Below are 14,862 nucleotides of genomic sequence, written 5' to 3'. Positions count from 1 at the left end.
CTACCGCCAGAGGCCGTTGGCCCGATGCCACCAGATGGAGCAGCAGAAGGCCATGTCGTAGACGGCCGGGTTGACGAGCGGGGAGCAGTCGGGAAGGGAGAGGTCGACGGTGAGCTCCTCGTCCCTTCCGTCCACGACGACCTCGACGTCGTCCGCGACCTGGAAGCCGCTGGGTGCGGAGACGGGGTGGACCAGGTAGCTGCCCGCCGGGAGCGAGGGCACGGCGTGCGGGGACGAGCCGGCGTCCCACGAGTCGACGACGAGGTGGTCCCGCTGCGTGACGAGCTGCAGCCTGATGGCCTCGAGGTCGGGGGCACCACCGCGCACCCGCAGGACGAGGCGCGTCGAGCCTTCCCCCAACGTCGCGGGAAGGCGGTAGGCAAAGCCGCCCACCGCGCTTGCGTAGTTGTCCCACACCCGCTCCCAGGGGCAGAGAAGCGCGTGCTTGCGCACCTCGTCGAGCTTCCGGAGGCGGTTCTTGTTCGCGAAATCGACCCCGAGAACCGAGGAGAACCTCTGCCGCTGGTCGGGCGTCAGATAGGTGTAGCCAAACGTCAGGTACATGACCCACCAGCGATTGTGCTCGATCTGCGCCATGCGCTCGACGACCTCCGCAGAGATCTCCAGGCCCGCGTTGGCGCGCACGCCCTCCCCAGAGTCGAGCCCCATGGCCCACGCCTTGTACTCTGCGTGCAGCGCCTGCGCGAGGTTCGAGTGGTACATGACCTGCGGCGCGGAGCTGATGTCCTGAGACCGGACGCCGCCTCGCGGGGGGTTCTCCAGCATGTCGACGACCAGGGTGCGGACATCGTCGGGGTTGGCCCTCTCGTCGTGGAAGACCCCGCCGACTCCGCACACGTAGCCGTAGACGTCGTCGGCGCTCTGCGCCTCCCGCTCGAGGTCGGAGGAGAGGACCGAGTCGTAGCCAAACAGGTCGGAGCCAAAGGTCACGATCCCGTAGGACTTCGTGCCGAGGTCAAGCTTCCCGGAGACGAGACGCGCCATCGACTCGTCCTTGATGAGGGCGGCGATCGTGGGGACGATGGGCGGCTCGGCCTCGCCTACGTGATAGTCGAGGTAGAAGAGGCGCGCGTTGAGGGCGATCTCGTGGTTTGCCGCGTCCCCGTCCTCGAGCGCGACGATGAGGTAGAGGTGCTCGCAGGCCGCCAGGGGGCCGAGCGCGCTGCGGTAGAGCTCCGGGGAACGCAGGGAGCACGGGACGAACGAGAGGTCAAAGAGGTTTCTCTGCGTGTACCCGGCGCCAAAGTGCTCGTCTATCTCAAAGAGACCGCGGTAGCGCATGCGCATGCGCGCCTCCATCTCGGCGACGCCCTCCCCCGCGACGGTCACGTGCAGGAGCACGTTGTGCATCTGGGCGGCCCACAGCACGTTCAGCACCATGGCCTCGGCAAACGATCCGGAGCCGAGCACGAGCACGTTGAGCTCCTGGGCGACGGACGGCCGCAGGGAGACGCAGCTCGCCGGCTCGTCGGAGAGCGCGCGGTACAGCGGGGCGCGACGCAGCAGCGAGAACGCGGCGAGCGACTCCTCCTTGAGCGTACGCACGCGAAGCGGGCAGACGCCCTCCGCGCCCCCCGTCGACGTGTTGGCCGCGTCTATGACGAGCTGGTCGTCGGGCGAGTCGATGCGCACGTAGAACTTGACGCGGTTGACGGGGAGGTCCCCGTCGGCCGCGGTCCCCTCGCAGACGTTTGCGGACTGGAGGAAGGCCTTGGTCCCGGGGAGCTCGATTCCGCCCTCCGTCGAGGTAGTCCCCCTGAGCTTGGCGAGCGCCGTGCAGGTCTTTGCCACGTTTCTCGTGGCGTCGTCGGAGAGGGCGAACAGCGAGCACGTCTTGAAGCGGATGGGGTTGCAGAGCCTGAGGGCGACGTCGGAGAAGCCCTGCTCGAGGCAGTGGAGGTCGGCGCTGTCGATGGCGATAAGAGCGTCGCTGAACTCGTCCTTCTCGACGTGAGAGACGTTGGCGAAGATGACGACGGGACGCCCTGCCCTCCCGGCGGCCCCCCTCTTTCCCGCGCGCGAGAGCACCTCCCCGGCAAGGGACATCTCGCGGTCTCCCAGCCCGCTGAAGACATAGACGCTGCGCCCGCGGACGCCCCACCGGCAGATGGCCCAGTACCTCAGCCTCGAGAGGCGGTGCCCCAGCAGGTCCGGGATGTTCGAGATGGCAAGCAGGGGCATCGCAACGTAGCAGACGTTGAGAAGGACGCAGTAGGCGCTCCCGACCCAGCTCGTCGGGAGGCCGCCCACCACGTCGGCAGCGCCGCTGTTGAGCGTCGGGCTCTGGATGGTGAGGAACGTGGTGCGAAGGAAGGCGAGCAGCGGGTCTCCCCCCTGCGTCACCCAGATGACGGGGACCAGCAGCACGAAGGTGAGGATGAAGAAGCCAACGAGCAGGCCCAGGAGGACATCAGACACGTGACGCCTTCCGTCCGGCGAGCGAGAGAGCAGCGTCATGGGCACGAGGGCCGCGACGACGCCGACGACCATGAAGGCGAGAAGTACGGCGTCGCCAAGAAAGAGCCCGTCCGCAACATAGAGCCCCGCACCCTCAGACATCCGAACCGCCTTTCTCCGCGTCCCGGAAGGAGCGAGACGCGCGTCATTCGCCTACTGGCCATGATACGTGGCCCGGCTCGCGTCCGCGGGCACTTCTCCCCAAACGGGACGTCTTGGTCGCCCGGTCCCCGCGCGCGGCCGGGCCCGGGTTGCCCTAGGCCCGCTTGGCCCGTGCGAACTCGATGCAGACGTCGAGGTCGTCGTCGAGGTCCGCAGGCTCGAGCGCCACCGGGCGGGACGCGAGGCGCACGACCTCCGCCGTGCTGAGGTGCTGCATGATCTCCGCAAAGCCGCGCACCGGGCGGCCCCGGTACTCCGTGGCGCACTCCAGGAGGTCGTCGAGGGCGCACCACGAGAAGTACCCCAGCTCCTTGAGCTCGTCTGTCGAGAAGCTCCAGCCAAACTCCAGGGCGAGCCGCGCGGCCCTGTTGACGTTTCGGACCGCGCGGAGGAAGTCCCCCTCCCTTCCGGCCCTGACCGAGGAGGCGGAGACGTCGACGTCGTAGCGACGCAGGATGGGGTCGTCGTCGACGCTCCCCGCGCTCAGGTGGTAGGTCGTGAAGCTCTTTGCGAGCAGGTGGTCGAGCTGCCTGCAGACCGAGCTGTCCAGCCGGCGCGCGACCACGTGGTCCGCGCGCTCGCGGAACGACGCACTCCCGGGAGCGGGGGTGCCCGACGCGAACATCTGGTACTTGCCTGCGTGGAAGTCCCACCTGAGCAGCAGGTACAGGCGCTCGTCAAGACGGCCGAACAGAAGGACGTCGCAGACGTCGCGCACGCTGTTTCTCGTCTGCGTCTTGCACGAGAGCGAGACGAGCAGTGACTCGTGGGAGTAGAGCGCGCGCTCGAAGTGGTCACGGAGCAGCCTGCAGTCCGCGTCCCCCAGGCCGAACCGGGACACGACGTCGATGTGCGAGTCGTCGAAGACCGAGCCGTCAGAACGGGATAGGTCGCAGAGCGCCGCGAGGACCTTGAGCGAGGTCGCGCCCGTCATGCGGGCGCCGCGGCCCACCTCGGCGAGCCCGAGCAGCGAGAGCGTGGCGTAGGTCTGCGCCAGACGCTCGTCCGAGACCCCGGGAAGCACCCGGGGAAGCTCGAGGGACCCCGAGCGCTCGCAGTGCTCGAGGACGGCACCCAGAACCCGGGTGAGGCACAGCTCGCGCCACAAGACGCGCAGCATGGCCAGGTTCGTCCCGAGAAACGCCCCGTCAAAGAGGTGGAACCTCGTGAGGTCGATCCACTCGAAGGCGTCCGACTCCGAGCTGAGCGTCGGCACCGCGCCCGCCTCGAGGCGCGGCTCGTAGAGGTAGAGGTACATGTCAAACGGACGCGGGCGGCCCTTCCCGATCGACGTCGAGTGGAAGGTCCTCACAAACGTGAGGTCGTCGGGGCTCAGCTCAAAGCCCAGCTCCTCCCCGACCTCGCGCACCGCCGTCTCCACGGGAGCCTCCCCCGCGTCCATCTTGCCGCCGGGCAGCTGCCAGAGACCCGGGGCTACCTTGGCGTCGGGCGGGCGACGGAGTATGAGCACGCGGTCACGCTCGTCGAGCAGCGCGACGGAGACCGACCTCGCAACGTCGGAGCGGTCCGGCCTGAGGTCGCTCGGGCCCCTCCCCACCTGAACCCTCTCCAGGAGGAGGTCGGTGAAGTGGCCAAAGACCGCGTCCTCGAACTTCTCCCTCGTGAGGGCCTCGTGGAACAGCACGCCGTCGGCCGCCATTCGAGCCTTGAGGCCCCCGATCTCCTCGCCTCCCTCGTCGCCCAGGAAGTAGCACATGATGGAGACGTCGGGGCGGGCGGCGCGGTAGACGAGCGCGCGCTCGTACTCCTCGACGGTCCCCGAGGGGGCACGGTGCGTGGGGGTGCCGAGGCGCTGGCGGAAGAGCGCCACAAAGACGTCGTAGTCAAGCGGGACCTGCCGGTTCACGACGTCCTGGGCGTCGTCTGCGCAGTCCGGGCGCACGTCCCTCTCCCAGCACACGACGTCGTAGCGAGCTCCCAGCCGCCGCCCAAAGCGGTCGCTGATGCGGTCGAGAACCCTCCTGAAGACGGCCCGCTCCTCGGCGAGGTCCATCGGCGAGGCGAGAAAAACCTTTATGACGCGCACGCTTTCCATGAGACGTCGGCCAAACCTCCTCGATCCCCGCGCCGCGCGGGAGTCGGCGCTTACCCAATCGTATCGCATGGCAGGGAGGTCGGCGCGGGCCGAGGGGGCCGGTCGGACGCGGGAGCTCCCGATGGAAGGTCGGCAAGCTGTCTCAGATCAGCCCCTACACGCTCAGATCACGTCGAGAAAAGGCGACGATCCCCAGAGAGGAGAGCACGACACCCAAGACGGCAAGAGCGGCCGTGCCCAAGACGGCGCCAACCTCCCCCGAGGCGACCCCGAGGGGGTCGAGGAGCGAGAGAGGCGTGACGTCGGCGAGCCAGGCAAGCTCGTCTCCCATCCCCGAGAGCATCTGGACAAGGACGAAGAGCGTGCACACGGCAACGCCCGCCCACCTCGCGGCAGAGACGTTCGGGAAGGCACAGGCCCCCGCCCAGCACATGCCGGAGAGGAACAGCCACAGACAGAACGTGGCCACGTTGACGGCGACGAGATCGGAGGCAACGAGCTCGCCGGGGAACATGACATGGGCCGTAGCCAGCTCGAACGCAGTGAGCGCCACCGCGAGAAGAACGAGGCAGAGAATGAGAACGCACGCTTGCGAGAGCATGAGACGCGTGCGCCCTACGGGCTGTGCGAGCAGGTAGGCGATGCTGCCGCGCTCGACGTGACGGACCACGAGCCGACTGGTGAGCACCGCCACGAGAACGAGGGGAAGCACCACGAGCAAAAAGCCGTGCAGGTAGTTGACGACGAACTCTAGAAGCGTCGTCCCCTGGCCGGCCATGCCGAAGGCGGCAAAGAGCTCAGGCATGGCATCGCGCATGAGGGTAAGCGACTCACCGAGCTCGGGATCGTACATGCCGATGATGACGCAGGCGTAGAGAATCACCACTGCGGAGATGATTGCGGTCGGAAGCAGGCAGGAGCGCAGCTCGTGCCTGAAAAGAGGAAGGATCATCGGAACCCCCTAGCTTTGCCGCGAGGGCTCGACGCCCTCGTACAGGTGCAGGAACAGCTCCTCGAGCGTCTGCTCGCGGGACGTAACCGAGGCCACGTCGTAGGAGGAGAGCTCGCGGATGAGGGCGTTCACGTCGCGCACGTCGCCAAGCTCGACCCCGCAGGCGTCCCCCTCCGCAGGCTCGGCACCGTGGGCAAGCTCCCAGCGAGAGCGCTCGGCCGCGCTCGAGAACTCGACCGAGTAGCCGCGGCCGCGCATCAAGCGCACCTCGTCCATGGTGCAGGTCATGGCCACCCGTCCCGCGCGGATGAACGCCACCCGGTCGCACGCACGCCCGACCTCCTCGAAGATGTGCGAGGAGAGCAGGACGGCGGCACCCCGCGCTCGCTCCTCCGCCATGAGGTCGAGGAAGCGCTCCTGCATGAGCGGGTCAAGACCACTCGTCGGCTCGTCGAGCAGGAGCACGTCTGGGCGCGCCATGAACGCCGCTACGATCGCGACCTTCTGCCGGTTGCCCTTGGACATCCCGCCGATCCGCGCACCGAGGTCCAGCTCAAAGACATCGGCGAGCTCTAGCATCCGAGAGCGGTCACGCATGCCCCGCATCCCCGCCATGAGGTCGAGGAAGGACCGCGCCGTCATCTCCTGCATGCAGGCGCCCTCGCCGGGCAGGTAACCTAAGCTGGCCTGCACCTGCGGGCGCTCCCGAAAGCAGTCGTGCCCGAGAATCTGAACCATTCCTTTCTGCGGCTTGATAAATCCCATGAGGTGGCGCATCGTCACCGTTTTCCCGGCCCCGTTAGGGCCGAGAAACCCAAGCACTTCTCCCGCAGCCACCTCAAGGCTGACGTCGAAGACGCCACGGCCTCGCCCGTAGTCCTTCGTGAGCCCGCGCACGCGAATCGCAGGCCCCGCCCCGTTCGCAGTCATAGGTACTCCCCCTTGTACGTAGCCCTCTTGAGCCAGTCGAGCCAGACGAGAAACTCAGAGAGCATCTCCCCCATATCGAACGCCCCTCCACCGCGCAGCCGTTCGTGGAGATAGCCGTCTCCGCACCATACGAGCATGCGCACCACCCGCATGGGATCGACGTCCTCCCGAAAGCGCTCCCAGTGCACATGGCCCAGGTACGTTCGCACCATGATTGGCACGGAATCAGTCATGAAGGCGTCGAGCACCCCGGAAACGTCTCTGTGACCGGGATAGAACGCCCGGACGAAGAAGTCCATGATGCGCGGGCTCAGTCTGACGAGGGCGGCCTTCCGAGTCGCGGCGTAGCGCATGATCTCGAAGAAGTCGTCAATCTGGTACCAGCGCTCGTCGACCACCGCGTCGGCCACGCGTCTGGTGACCGCTGTGAGGACGTAGAGGTAGAGGTCCCTTTTGTTCTTGAAGTAGAAGAAGAGCTGGCTCTTCGACACGCCCGCGCGCCTCGCTATGTCCGCCGTGGACGCGCAGGCGTAGTCATCGCCTCCGAACACCTCGACCGCCGCGTCAACGACGGCGCGCCTGCGGTCCTCGGAAAGACTCTCGAAGCGCTCGAACCTACCTGACATGGAACCTCGCTTTCCCTTGGCTTTCGAGAACAAGGCTACCCCGTTGACCCAGATATGGAAGGGTGCCTGAGCAGGTGAAAGCAAGCGCGGTCTCACGAACGACGGTGGCCACTCAATCGACACGATACGAAGCGCGATTAGGGACGACGCGCTGAGGGGTTAGCGGGAAGGCCTGCGGTTTGAGCGCCGCTTAATGGCGAGCAAGCGCATGAAATCGCCAAAGAGGGCATTGTCGATCGGCTCGAACATAATCCGCTTGCCATCGTGGTAGGTCCGTGCGCCGTTATGGGCAGCCCCCGCGTGAGCTTGGGCCCCAAGATCCTCGTCACGAAGGGGGTGAAGCACGTCAGGGACGGCACGGAGAGCCCCGAACGCAAGCCCGAGCAGCAGGTGAACCGCAACAAACGGCATGAAGCCCAGGGCAGGGCCCACGTCATGAGGCACCGCCGGCGGGCGACCCGCCCCCTCGTCTTCAGATTGCCCACCTACTCCCCATGGGCCACGCAGTCGATGCGAATGGCCGCGTAGGCGGCGGCCACGCGGGCGTAGCGCGCGGGGTCGCAGCCCGTGCGGTCGATCTCCGCGACGTCGAGCACGTCCTTTTCGCGCCTGCGTGACTTCCTAGAGGGCATCGCCCGAAGGAGGGCGGCCCGATGAACGGAGTGTAGATGGCTGCCGCGGGATCCCAACTGCCGATGCGCCCTCAGGGCTAGGCGCCTTGCCTACGCCGGCAGAGCCGTTTGACCGAATCGCCCATCCTGACGTGCGCGTTCTTGAGGTGACCTGCAACGAGCTGAACGACTGGGAGAGCAGCATCAGGTTCATGGATCGCGTGTGCGAGGCCCTGGGCCACCCAGCACCTCCCAAGACCCCGAATGGCTGGCGGCAAACCGCGCCCTCCATGGCCGCTTAAGAAACCGGAGTTGTGGCAAACCGGATCGTACAGACGCTTAGGAATCCGGGGTTGTCCCGCTCTTCGTCAGACGAGAAGGGCCTCGGGCCGTGCTATTACCCCGGATTGTTAAGCCGACATGAGGGTTCTTCTCGCCACAACTCGGTTTTATTAAGCACTCCCCAAGTGCCGTCTGCCACAACCCCGGATTCTTAAGCGGCTCGTGAGCCGCGGCTGCCATAACCCGTTTTTCCTAAGCGGCCACAACCGAACTTTGCCCAGCGAGAAGGGCGGCAATCCCGTCGTCGGTCGCTTTGGCGGTCGTCGTGACGAAGAGGTTGGCAAGGAGCAGCATGCTCTGGACGTCCGGCAGGGTCTTCGACGTCTCCCAGTGGCTCACCGTGACGCGGCTCACGTAGAGCCTCCGCGCGGAACCTCCCGGCGAGATTGCGCCGCGAACGGGTCGCCGGGAGAGCGGAGCCGTCGTCGACCCTGAAGTCGAAGTTACCCGCACATCCACCCGTCGTCCAAGGGTATACGGAGAGAAACGACCATCGGGAGGCCCCATGTCAAGCAAGCTCACCAAGCGCGCGCTCGAGGAGTCGCTCAAGCGCCTCCTGCTCGTAAAGCCCCTGGGCAAGATCACCATCGCAGACATCACCGACGACTGCGGCATCAGCCGCATGACGTTCTACTATCACTTCCAGGACATCTACGACCTGGTCGAGTGGTCGTGCGCGGAGGACGCCGCACGGGCCATCGCCGGCAACAAGACCGCCGACACCTGGCAGACCGGCCTCCTCGACACGTTTCTCTCCCTGCGCGAGAACAAGCCCTTCATCACGAGCATCTACCACGACATGAGCCGCGAGCAGGTGGAGCGGTTTCTCGTCCCCGTGGTAAGCGACCTGGTGAAGGACGTGGTTGACGAGCACGCGGCGCGCAGGCACGTGCACGACCAGGACAGGGACTTCATCGCACGCTTCTTCGCGCACGCGCTCATCGGAACGGTTCTGGACTGGATCGCCCGAGACATGCGCGACGACCCGCAGCAGCTGGTGCAGCGGGTGGCCACCGTCGCGGACGGCGCCATCGAGACCGCGCTCGACCGGCTCGAGGTCCCCGGCGGCTACGTCGCCGGGAGCGAGGGCAGCGTGCCGGAGGGACCAGCCACGTCGTAGGGGACGCGTCGCGAGCCTCGCCCGTTCTTCTCGCCCGTCTGTACAATCCGGCCGCATTGATAAGAAACCGTACAGAAGCACCGTTCTGCCCATGGTGTGCCGCCCGCCGCGGACCCACCATGGAACCAGACGCATCGGACACGCCCGGTGCGCACGTAAGAAAGGTGCGACCATGTACTACTCAAGCGGCAACTACGAGGCCTTCGCTCGTCCCAAGAAGCCCGCGGGCATCGAGCACAAGAGTGCCTACATCGTGGGCACGGGCCTGGCGGCGCTCTCCGCCGCGTGCTATCTCGTACGCGACGCCCAGATGCCGGGCAAGAACATCCACATCTTCGAGAAGGACGGCGTTCCCGGCGGCGCGTGCGACGGCCTCGACATCCCCGGCCTCGGCTACGTCATGCGCGGCGGGCGCGAGATGGACAACCACTTCGAGGTGATGTGGGACCTGTTCCGCTCCATCCCCTCCATCGAGACGCCCGGGGTCTCCGTCCTGGACGAGTACTACTGGCTCAACAAGGAGGACCCCAACTACTCGCTTTGCCGCGCGACGAAGAACCGCGGGCAAGACGCGGGGTGCGCCGGGAAGTTCGGCCTCTCGGACAAGGCGGCCATGGAGATCATGGAGCTCTTCTTCACGCCCGACGAGAAGCTCTACGACCGCCCCATCACCGACTTCTTTGACGACGAGGTGCTCTCCTCCAACTTCTGGATGTACTGGCGCACCATGTTCGCGTTCGAGAACTGGCACTCCGCGCTTGAGATGAAGCTCTACATCAAGCGCTACATCCACCACATCGCCGGGCTGCCGGACTTCTCGGCCCTGCGCTTCACGAGGTACAACCAGTACGAGTCGATGATCTTGCCCCTCATCGAGTACCTCAGGGCAGCGGGAGTGCAGTTCCACTTCAACACGAAGGTCGAGGACGTCAGGTTCTCCGTCGGAGGCGACGCGGGCCCGGTGCGTCCGCGCACCGGCACCGGACAGGACACCATCCAGCGCATCCAGCAGGAGGCCTTCCCGCGCAACCCCTACAGCTCGCCCGAGAAGAAGGTCGCGACGCGCATCGTGCTGAGCCGCACGGCCGCGGACGGCGGTGACTCCGCCGGCACGACCACGGTCATCGACCTCACCGAGGACGACCTCGTCTTCATCACCAACGGCGGCTGCGTAGAGAACTCCACCATGGGAGCGCAGGACCGGCCCGCCGCGTGGAGGCCCGAGCTCGCCCCGGGCGGCGGCTGGGACATGTGGCGCCGCATCGCCGCGCAGGACCCCAGCTTCGGCCGTCCCGACACCTTCTGCGGCGACCCCGAGAAGACCAAGTGGATGAGCGCCACGGTGACGACCCTCGACGGCGAGATCCCGCCCTACATCCAGGCGATCTGCAAGCGCGACCCCTTCACCGGCCACGTGGTCACCGGCGGCATCGTTACCTGCACCGACTCCAACTGGCTCATGAGCTGGACGCTCAACCGCCAGCAGCAGTTCCGTGACCAGCCCAAGAGCGAGCTGTGCGTCTGGGTCTACGGCCTCTTCCCCGACGAGCCCGGCAACTACGTGAGAAAGCCCATGCGCGACTGCACCGGCGAGGAGATCTGCCAGGAGTGGCTCTACCACATGGGCGTTCCCGAGGACCGCATCCCCGAGCTCGCCGCGCACCACGCCAACACGGTGCCGGTCATGATGCCCTACATCACGGCGTTCTTCATGCCGCGCGCCGCGGGGGACCGTCCCGACGTGGTGCCCGACGGCGCGGTCAACTTTGCCTTCATCGGTCAGTTTGCCGAAACCCCGCGCGACACCATCTTCACCACGGAGTACTCCATGCGCACGGGCATGGAAGCAGTCTACACGCTCTGCGACGTTGACCGCGGCGTGCCCGAGGTGTGGGGCAGCGTCTTTGACGTGCGCGACCTGCTCATGGCGAGCGTGAAGCTGCGCGACGGCAAGCCGATCACCGACATGAAGCTCGGGCTGGTCGAGCGGTTTGCGCTCAAGGAGGCGCTCAAGAAGATCAAGGGGACGGACATCGAGAAGGTCCTGAGGGAGTTCGAGGCGATCTAGCGGCGGCGGGCGCGGCGCGCGGCGGAAGCCAGCCGCGCGCCGCGCCCCAACCCCTTAATCGGAAACAGCATGGCAAACACCATGTTTATCGGGGCATTTTCAGCATAACTGACGATTTATACCCCCATAACTGGCGGATTTCCTACTCCCACTCGATCGTGGCGGGCGGCTTGGGCGTGACGTCGTACACCACGCGGTTCACGCCGGGAACCTCCGCCACGATTCTGCTCGAGATCTTCCCGATCACGTCGTACGGCAGCTTCGCCCAGTCGGCGGTCATCGCGTCGCTCGACTCCACGGCACGCACGATCACCGGGCGCGCGTAGGTGCGCTCGTCGCCCATCACGCCCACGCTCTTAATGTCGGGCAGCACGGCAAAGTACTGCCAGCAGCTGTGCTCGCTGTTGCGCTCACCCGTGGCCTGGAACAGGCGCTCGTTGTAGGCGTCGAGCTCCTCGCGCACGATGGCGTCCGCGTCCTTGAGGATCGCCAGCTTCTCCGGCGTCACCTCGCCGATGATGCGGATGGCCAGGCCCGGACCCGGGAACGGCTGGCGGTACACCATGCTCGCCGGCAGGCCCAGCGCCACGCCCAGCTCGCGCACCTCGTCCTTGAAGAAGTGGTCGAGCGGCTCGATGAGGTCAAAGTGCACGCCCTCGGGGAACGGGATCAGGTTGTGGTGGCTCTTGATCGTGGCCGCCTTGCCGCCGGTCTTTCTCGCCCCGGACTCAATGATGTCAGGGTAGATGGTGCCCTGGGCCAGCAGCTCCACGTCGCCGATCTTCTGGGCCTCGTCAAAGAAGACCTTCCAGAACTCGGTGCCGATGCGGCGGCGCTTCTCCTCCGGGTCGGTCACGCCGGCCAGAAGCGCCGCGTAGCGCTCCTCGGCGTGCACGTGCACGAGCGGCACCTGGAACTGGCCGCGGAAGACCTCCTCGACCATCTCGGGCTCGCCCTTGCGCAGCATCCCGTGGTTCACGAACACGCACGTGAGCTGGTCGCCCACCGCGCGGTGCACGAGAGCGGCCACCACGCTCGAGTCAACGCCGCCGGAGAGCGCCAGGATGACCTTCTTATCCCCCACCTGCGCGCGGATTTCCGCGACCTTCTCGTCAATGATGTTGTCCATCGTCCAGCTGGCCTCGAGGCCGCAGATGTCAAAGAGGAAGTTCCTGAGCAGCTGCTCGCCGTGCTCGGTGTGGCGCACCTCCGGGTGGAACTGCGTGGAGTAGAGCTTGCGAGAAGGACACTCCATGGACGCCACCGGGCACACGTCGGTGTGCGAGGTCACGACGAAGCCCTGCGGCGCGCGGCTCACGGCGTCGCGGTGGCTCATCCACACGGTCTGCTCGAGCGGCGTAGCGTTGAACAGCGCGGAGTCGGGCACGCGCTCGATCTTTGCCGGGCCGTACTCGCCGACCTCGGAGTGCGCGACCTCGCCGCCCAGCGTCACGGCCATGATCTGGTGGCCGTAGCAGAAGCCGAGCACGGGGATGCCGAGCTCGAGGATGCCCGGGTCGATGGACGGGGCGTCGTCGGCGTACACGCTCGCGGGACCGCCGGAGAGGATGAGCGCGGCGGGCGCCATGGCGGCGAGCTCGTCGGCGGGGATGTCGCACGGGACGATCTCCGAATAGACGTGCAGGTCGCGCACGCGGCGCGCGATCAGCTGCCCGTACTGGGCGCCAAAGTCCAGAACCGCGACAAACTGCTTGGGGGTGGCCTCGCTCATGTAACCTCCGGTCTTCTCGGCGCCCGATCCTCGCGCGGGCGCCCTCGGCACAAATCCATACCATTATTGCATTTTCGTAAGAATAGATGTGATTTTATGCCCCTACATGCGTCGCACACTTCGCTTCTCTATCATTTGTGCGTCTGACTGACTCAAGGCCGAGGGGCGCAGACCGCCTCACCACGATCAGAAAGGGCCCTCGTGGCTGACAGAAGACCCCACAGGCGCATGACGAGCGCCGAGCAAGCGCGCCGGTCAGAGAGCCGATACGGTCACGCCGCCGCACACGGCCGCGCCGATGCCGAGCCTCGCACCACCCGACGCTCCGGATCGTCCTCCTCGCCAGCACGCCTCGCGGCGTCGCGCGCGGACGGCGTGGGCGCCTACACCGCACGTCGCAAGAAGAAGGGCCGCGGGCGCGTCCTGCGCGGCGTGCTCATCTCCCTTCTCGTCGTCTTTGCCGGCGCCGCCGTGGCCGCGGCGGCCTGGATCGCCAGCATCAACAGCAACCTCAGCGACGAGATCACCCCCGAGCTCCGTGAGCAGCTCGTCTCGGTCGAGCCGCAGCAGCCCTTCTACATGCTGCTCCTCGGCGTCGACAAGAGCGAGGGCCGTGCGGAGGAGTGGGGCGACTCGACGGCCAACTTCCGCGCCGACACCATCATCCTGGCGCGCATCGACCCGCCCGCGCAGAAGGTCACGCTCGTGTCCATCCCGCGCGACACGCTCGTCAGCATGGGCTCCCACGGGGACCAGAAGATCAACAGCGCCTACTCATACGGCGGGGCGGCCTACATGGTCGAGGTCGTCTCCGAGTTTGCGGGCGTCGACATCTCCCATTACGCAGAGATCGACTTCGAGCAGTTCACCTCGATCGTCGACACCATCGGGGGCATCGAGGTCACGCTTCCGGTCGACGTGGTGGACGAGACCTACGCCGGCATCAACCTCACCGCAGGCACCCACCAGCTCGACGGCGCCACGGCGCTCGCCCTCGTGCGCACCCGCCACGCCTACGACGCCTACGGCGGCGGCGACTTCTACCGTGCCGCCAACCAGCGCGCCGTCATCGCGGCCATCGTCAAGAAGGTCCTCCAGCTCGACCCCGTGAGCATGGCAAACACCGTCTCCCAGCTCACCAACAGCGTCATCACCACGCTCGGCGTCACCGACATCGTGGGCCTCGCCATGCAGTTCCAGAACCTCAACGCGGACGAGGACATCTACTCCGGCCAGACGCCCACGATCTCCGAGTACGTCGACAGCGTCTGGTACGAGATGCCCGACGAGGCCGCCTGGCGCACCATGATGGAGCGCGTCGACGCCGGCGAGTCGCCCTACTCCGACGCCAGCCAGGACTTCACGTCGGACGCCGCCATCTCCATCGGGGGCGGCACCAACATCTCCGACGGCTCCGACGGCAACGCGGAGGAGGCCTCCTTCACCGGCAGCGTCCTCGTGCTCAACGGCACCGCCACGAGCGGGCTGGCCGCCTCCAAGTCCTCGGACCTCGAGGCCGCCGGCTTCTCCCCCTACGCGGACAACGCCAACTCCACCGAGAACACCACGACCATGGTCTACTACAACGGCAGCGCCCGGAGCTCCGCGCTCGGCGTGGCCCAGACCCTCGGCGTCGACGCGTCCAACGTTGCCGAGAACACGCTCGGCTACTCCACCAGCTACGACGTCATCGTCGTCCTCGGCTCCGACCAGGTGGGCTAGGCAAGGGGCGAGAAGAACCTCCCGTCCAAGGACTCAGCAGGGGCGGCCCGCGCCACGGCGCGC

General features: G+C 66.7%; 10 protein-coding genes. 3 read left to right on the top strand and 7 right to left on the bottom strand.

Going from position 1 to position 14,862, the window contains the following annotated elements:
- The 6 genes from B5F23_RS05830 to B5F23_RS10055 form a co-directional block, all read right to left on the bottom strand.
- A complete protein-coding gene (locus B5F23_RS05830; protein ID WP_087352719.1) occupies window positions 1-2,580 on the bottom strand; it encodes a hypothetical protein in 2,580 nt (859 codons plus the stop codon).
- Between the two features lie 154 nt (window positions 2,581-2,734).
- Window positions 2,735-4,687: an NUDIX hydrolase gene (locus B5F23_RS05825; protein WP_158096128.1), complete on the bottom strand. Its 1,953-nt coding sequence runs from the start codon at window positions 4,685-4,687 to the stop codon at window positions 2,735-2,737.
- A gap of 163 nt (window positions 4,688-4,850) precedes the next feature.
- Window positions 4,851-5,648 carry an ABC transporter permease subunit gene (locus B5F23_RS05820; protein ID WP_087352718.1) on the bottom strand — a complete coding sequence of 266 codons (798 nt, stop codon included), beginning with the start codon at window positions 5,646-5,648 and terminating at the stop codon, window positions 4,851-4,853.
- Window positions 5,649-5,657: 9 nt separating this feature from the next.
- The gene (locus B5F23_RS05815; protein WP_087352716.1) at window positions 5,658-6,578 is read right to left on the bottom strand and encodes an ABC transporter ATP-binding protein; all 921 of its coding nucleotides are present in this window, start codon (window positions 6,576-6,578) and stop codon (window positions 5,658-5,660) included.
- Window positions 6,575-7,204 carry a TetR/AcrR family transcriptional regulator gene (locus B5F23_RS05810; protein ID WP_087352714.1) on the bottom strand — a complete coding sequence of 210 codons (630 nt, stop codon included), beginning with the start codon at window positions 7,202-7,204 and terminating at the stop codon, window positions 6,575-6,577. Before B5F23_RS05810 ends, B5F23_RS05815 begins: the two co-directional genes overlap by 4 nt.
- A 1,145-nt stretch (window positions 7,205-8,349) precedes the next feature.
- On the bottom strand, window positions 8,350-8,511 hold the full coding sequence (locus tag B5F23_RS10055; protein ID WP_342586916.1) for a hypothetical protein: 162 nt from the start codon (window positions 8,509-8,511) through the stop codon (window positions 8,350-8,352).
- Between the two features lie 151 nt (window positions 8,512-8,662).
- On the opposite strand from B5F23_RS10055, the gene B5F23_RS05800 reads away from it, so the two are divergent.
- The gene (locus B5F23_RS05800) at window positions 8,663-9,277 is read left to right on the top strand and encodes a TetR-like C-terminal domain-containing protein (protein WP_087352713.1); all 615 of its coding nucleotides are present in this window, start codon (window positions 8,663-8,665) and stop codon (window positions 9,275-9,277) included.
- 172 nt (window positions 9,278-9,449) lie between these two features.
- Window positions 9,450-11,345 carry an oleate hydratase gene (locus B5F23_RS05795; RefSeq protein WP_087352711.1) on the top strand — a complete coding sequence of 632 codons (1,896 nt, stop codon included), beginning with the start codon at window positions 9,450-9,452 and terminating at the stop codon, window positions 11,343-11,345.
- A 142-nt stretch (window positions 11,346-11,487) separates the two neighbouring features.
- Here the strand turns inward: B5F23_RS05795 and guaA are convergent, their stop codons facing one another.
- A complete protein-coding gene (guaA, locus tag B5F23_RS05790; protein WP_087352709.1) occupies window positions 11,488-13,077 on the bottom strand; it encodes a glutamine-hydrolyzing GMP synthase in 1,590 nt (529 codons plus the stop codon).
- A gap of 201 nt (window positions 13,078-13,278) precedes the next feature.
- On the opposite strand from guaA, the gene B5F23_RS05785 reads away from it, so the two are divergent.
- Window positions 13,279-14,799: an LCP family protein gene (locus B5F23_RS05785; protein ID WP_143786370.1), complete on the top strand. Its 1,521-nt coding sequence runs from the start codon at window positions 13,279-13,281 to the stop codon at window positions 14,797-14,799.
- Window positions 14,800-14,862 lie beyond the last annotated feature (63 nt).

It is taken from the genome of Olsenella sp. An188 (assembly GCF_002160255.1).
Lineage (GTDB): Bacteria > Actinomycetota > Coriobacteriia > Coriobacteriales > Atopobiaceae > Thermophilibacter > Thermophilibacter avistercoris.
This window is presented reverse-complemented; position numbering and strand designations above follow the sequence as displayed.

Coding starts and splice junctions, on each gene's coding strand:
- B5F23_RS05815 (WP_087352716.1), bottom strand. CDS start 6,578: ATGACTGCGAACGGGGCGGGGCCTGCGATTCGCGTGCGCGGGCTCACG.
- B5F23_RS05795 (WP_087352711.1), top strand. CDS start 9,450: ATGTACTACTCAAGCGGCAACTACGAGGCCTTCGCTCGTCCCAAGAAG.
- guaA (WP_087352709.1), bottom strand. CDS start 13,077: ATGAGCGAGGCCACCCCCAAGCAGTTTGTCGCGGTTCTGGACTTTGGC.
- B5F23_RS05820 (WP_087352718.1), bottom strand. CDS start 5,648: ATGATCCTTCCTCTTTTCAGGCACGAGCTGCGCTCCTGCCTGCTTCCG.
- B5F23_RS05800 (WP_087352713.1), top strand. CDS start 8,663: ATGTCAAGCAAGCTCACCAAGCGCGCGCTCGAGGAGTCGCTCAAGCGC.
- B5F23_RS05810 (WP_087352714.1), bottom strand. CDS start 7,204: ATGTCAGGTAGGTTCGAGCGCTTCGAGAGTCTTTCCGAGGACCGCAGG.
- B5F23_RS05830 (WP_087352719.1), bottom strand. CDS start 2,580: ATGTCTGAGGGTGCGGGGCTCTATGTTGCGGACGGGCTCTTTCTTGGC.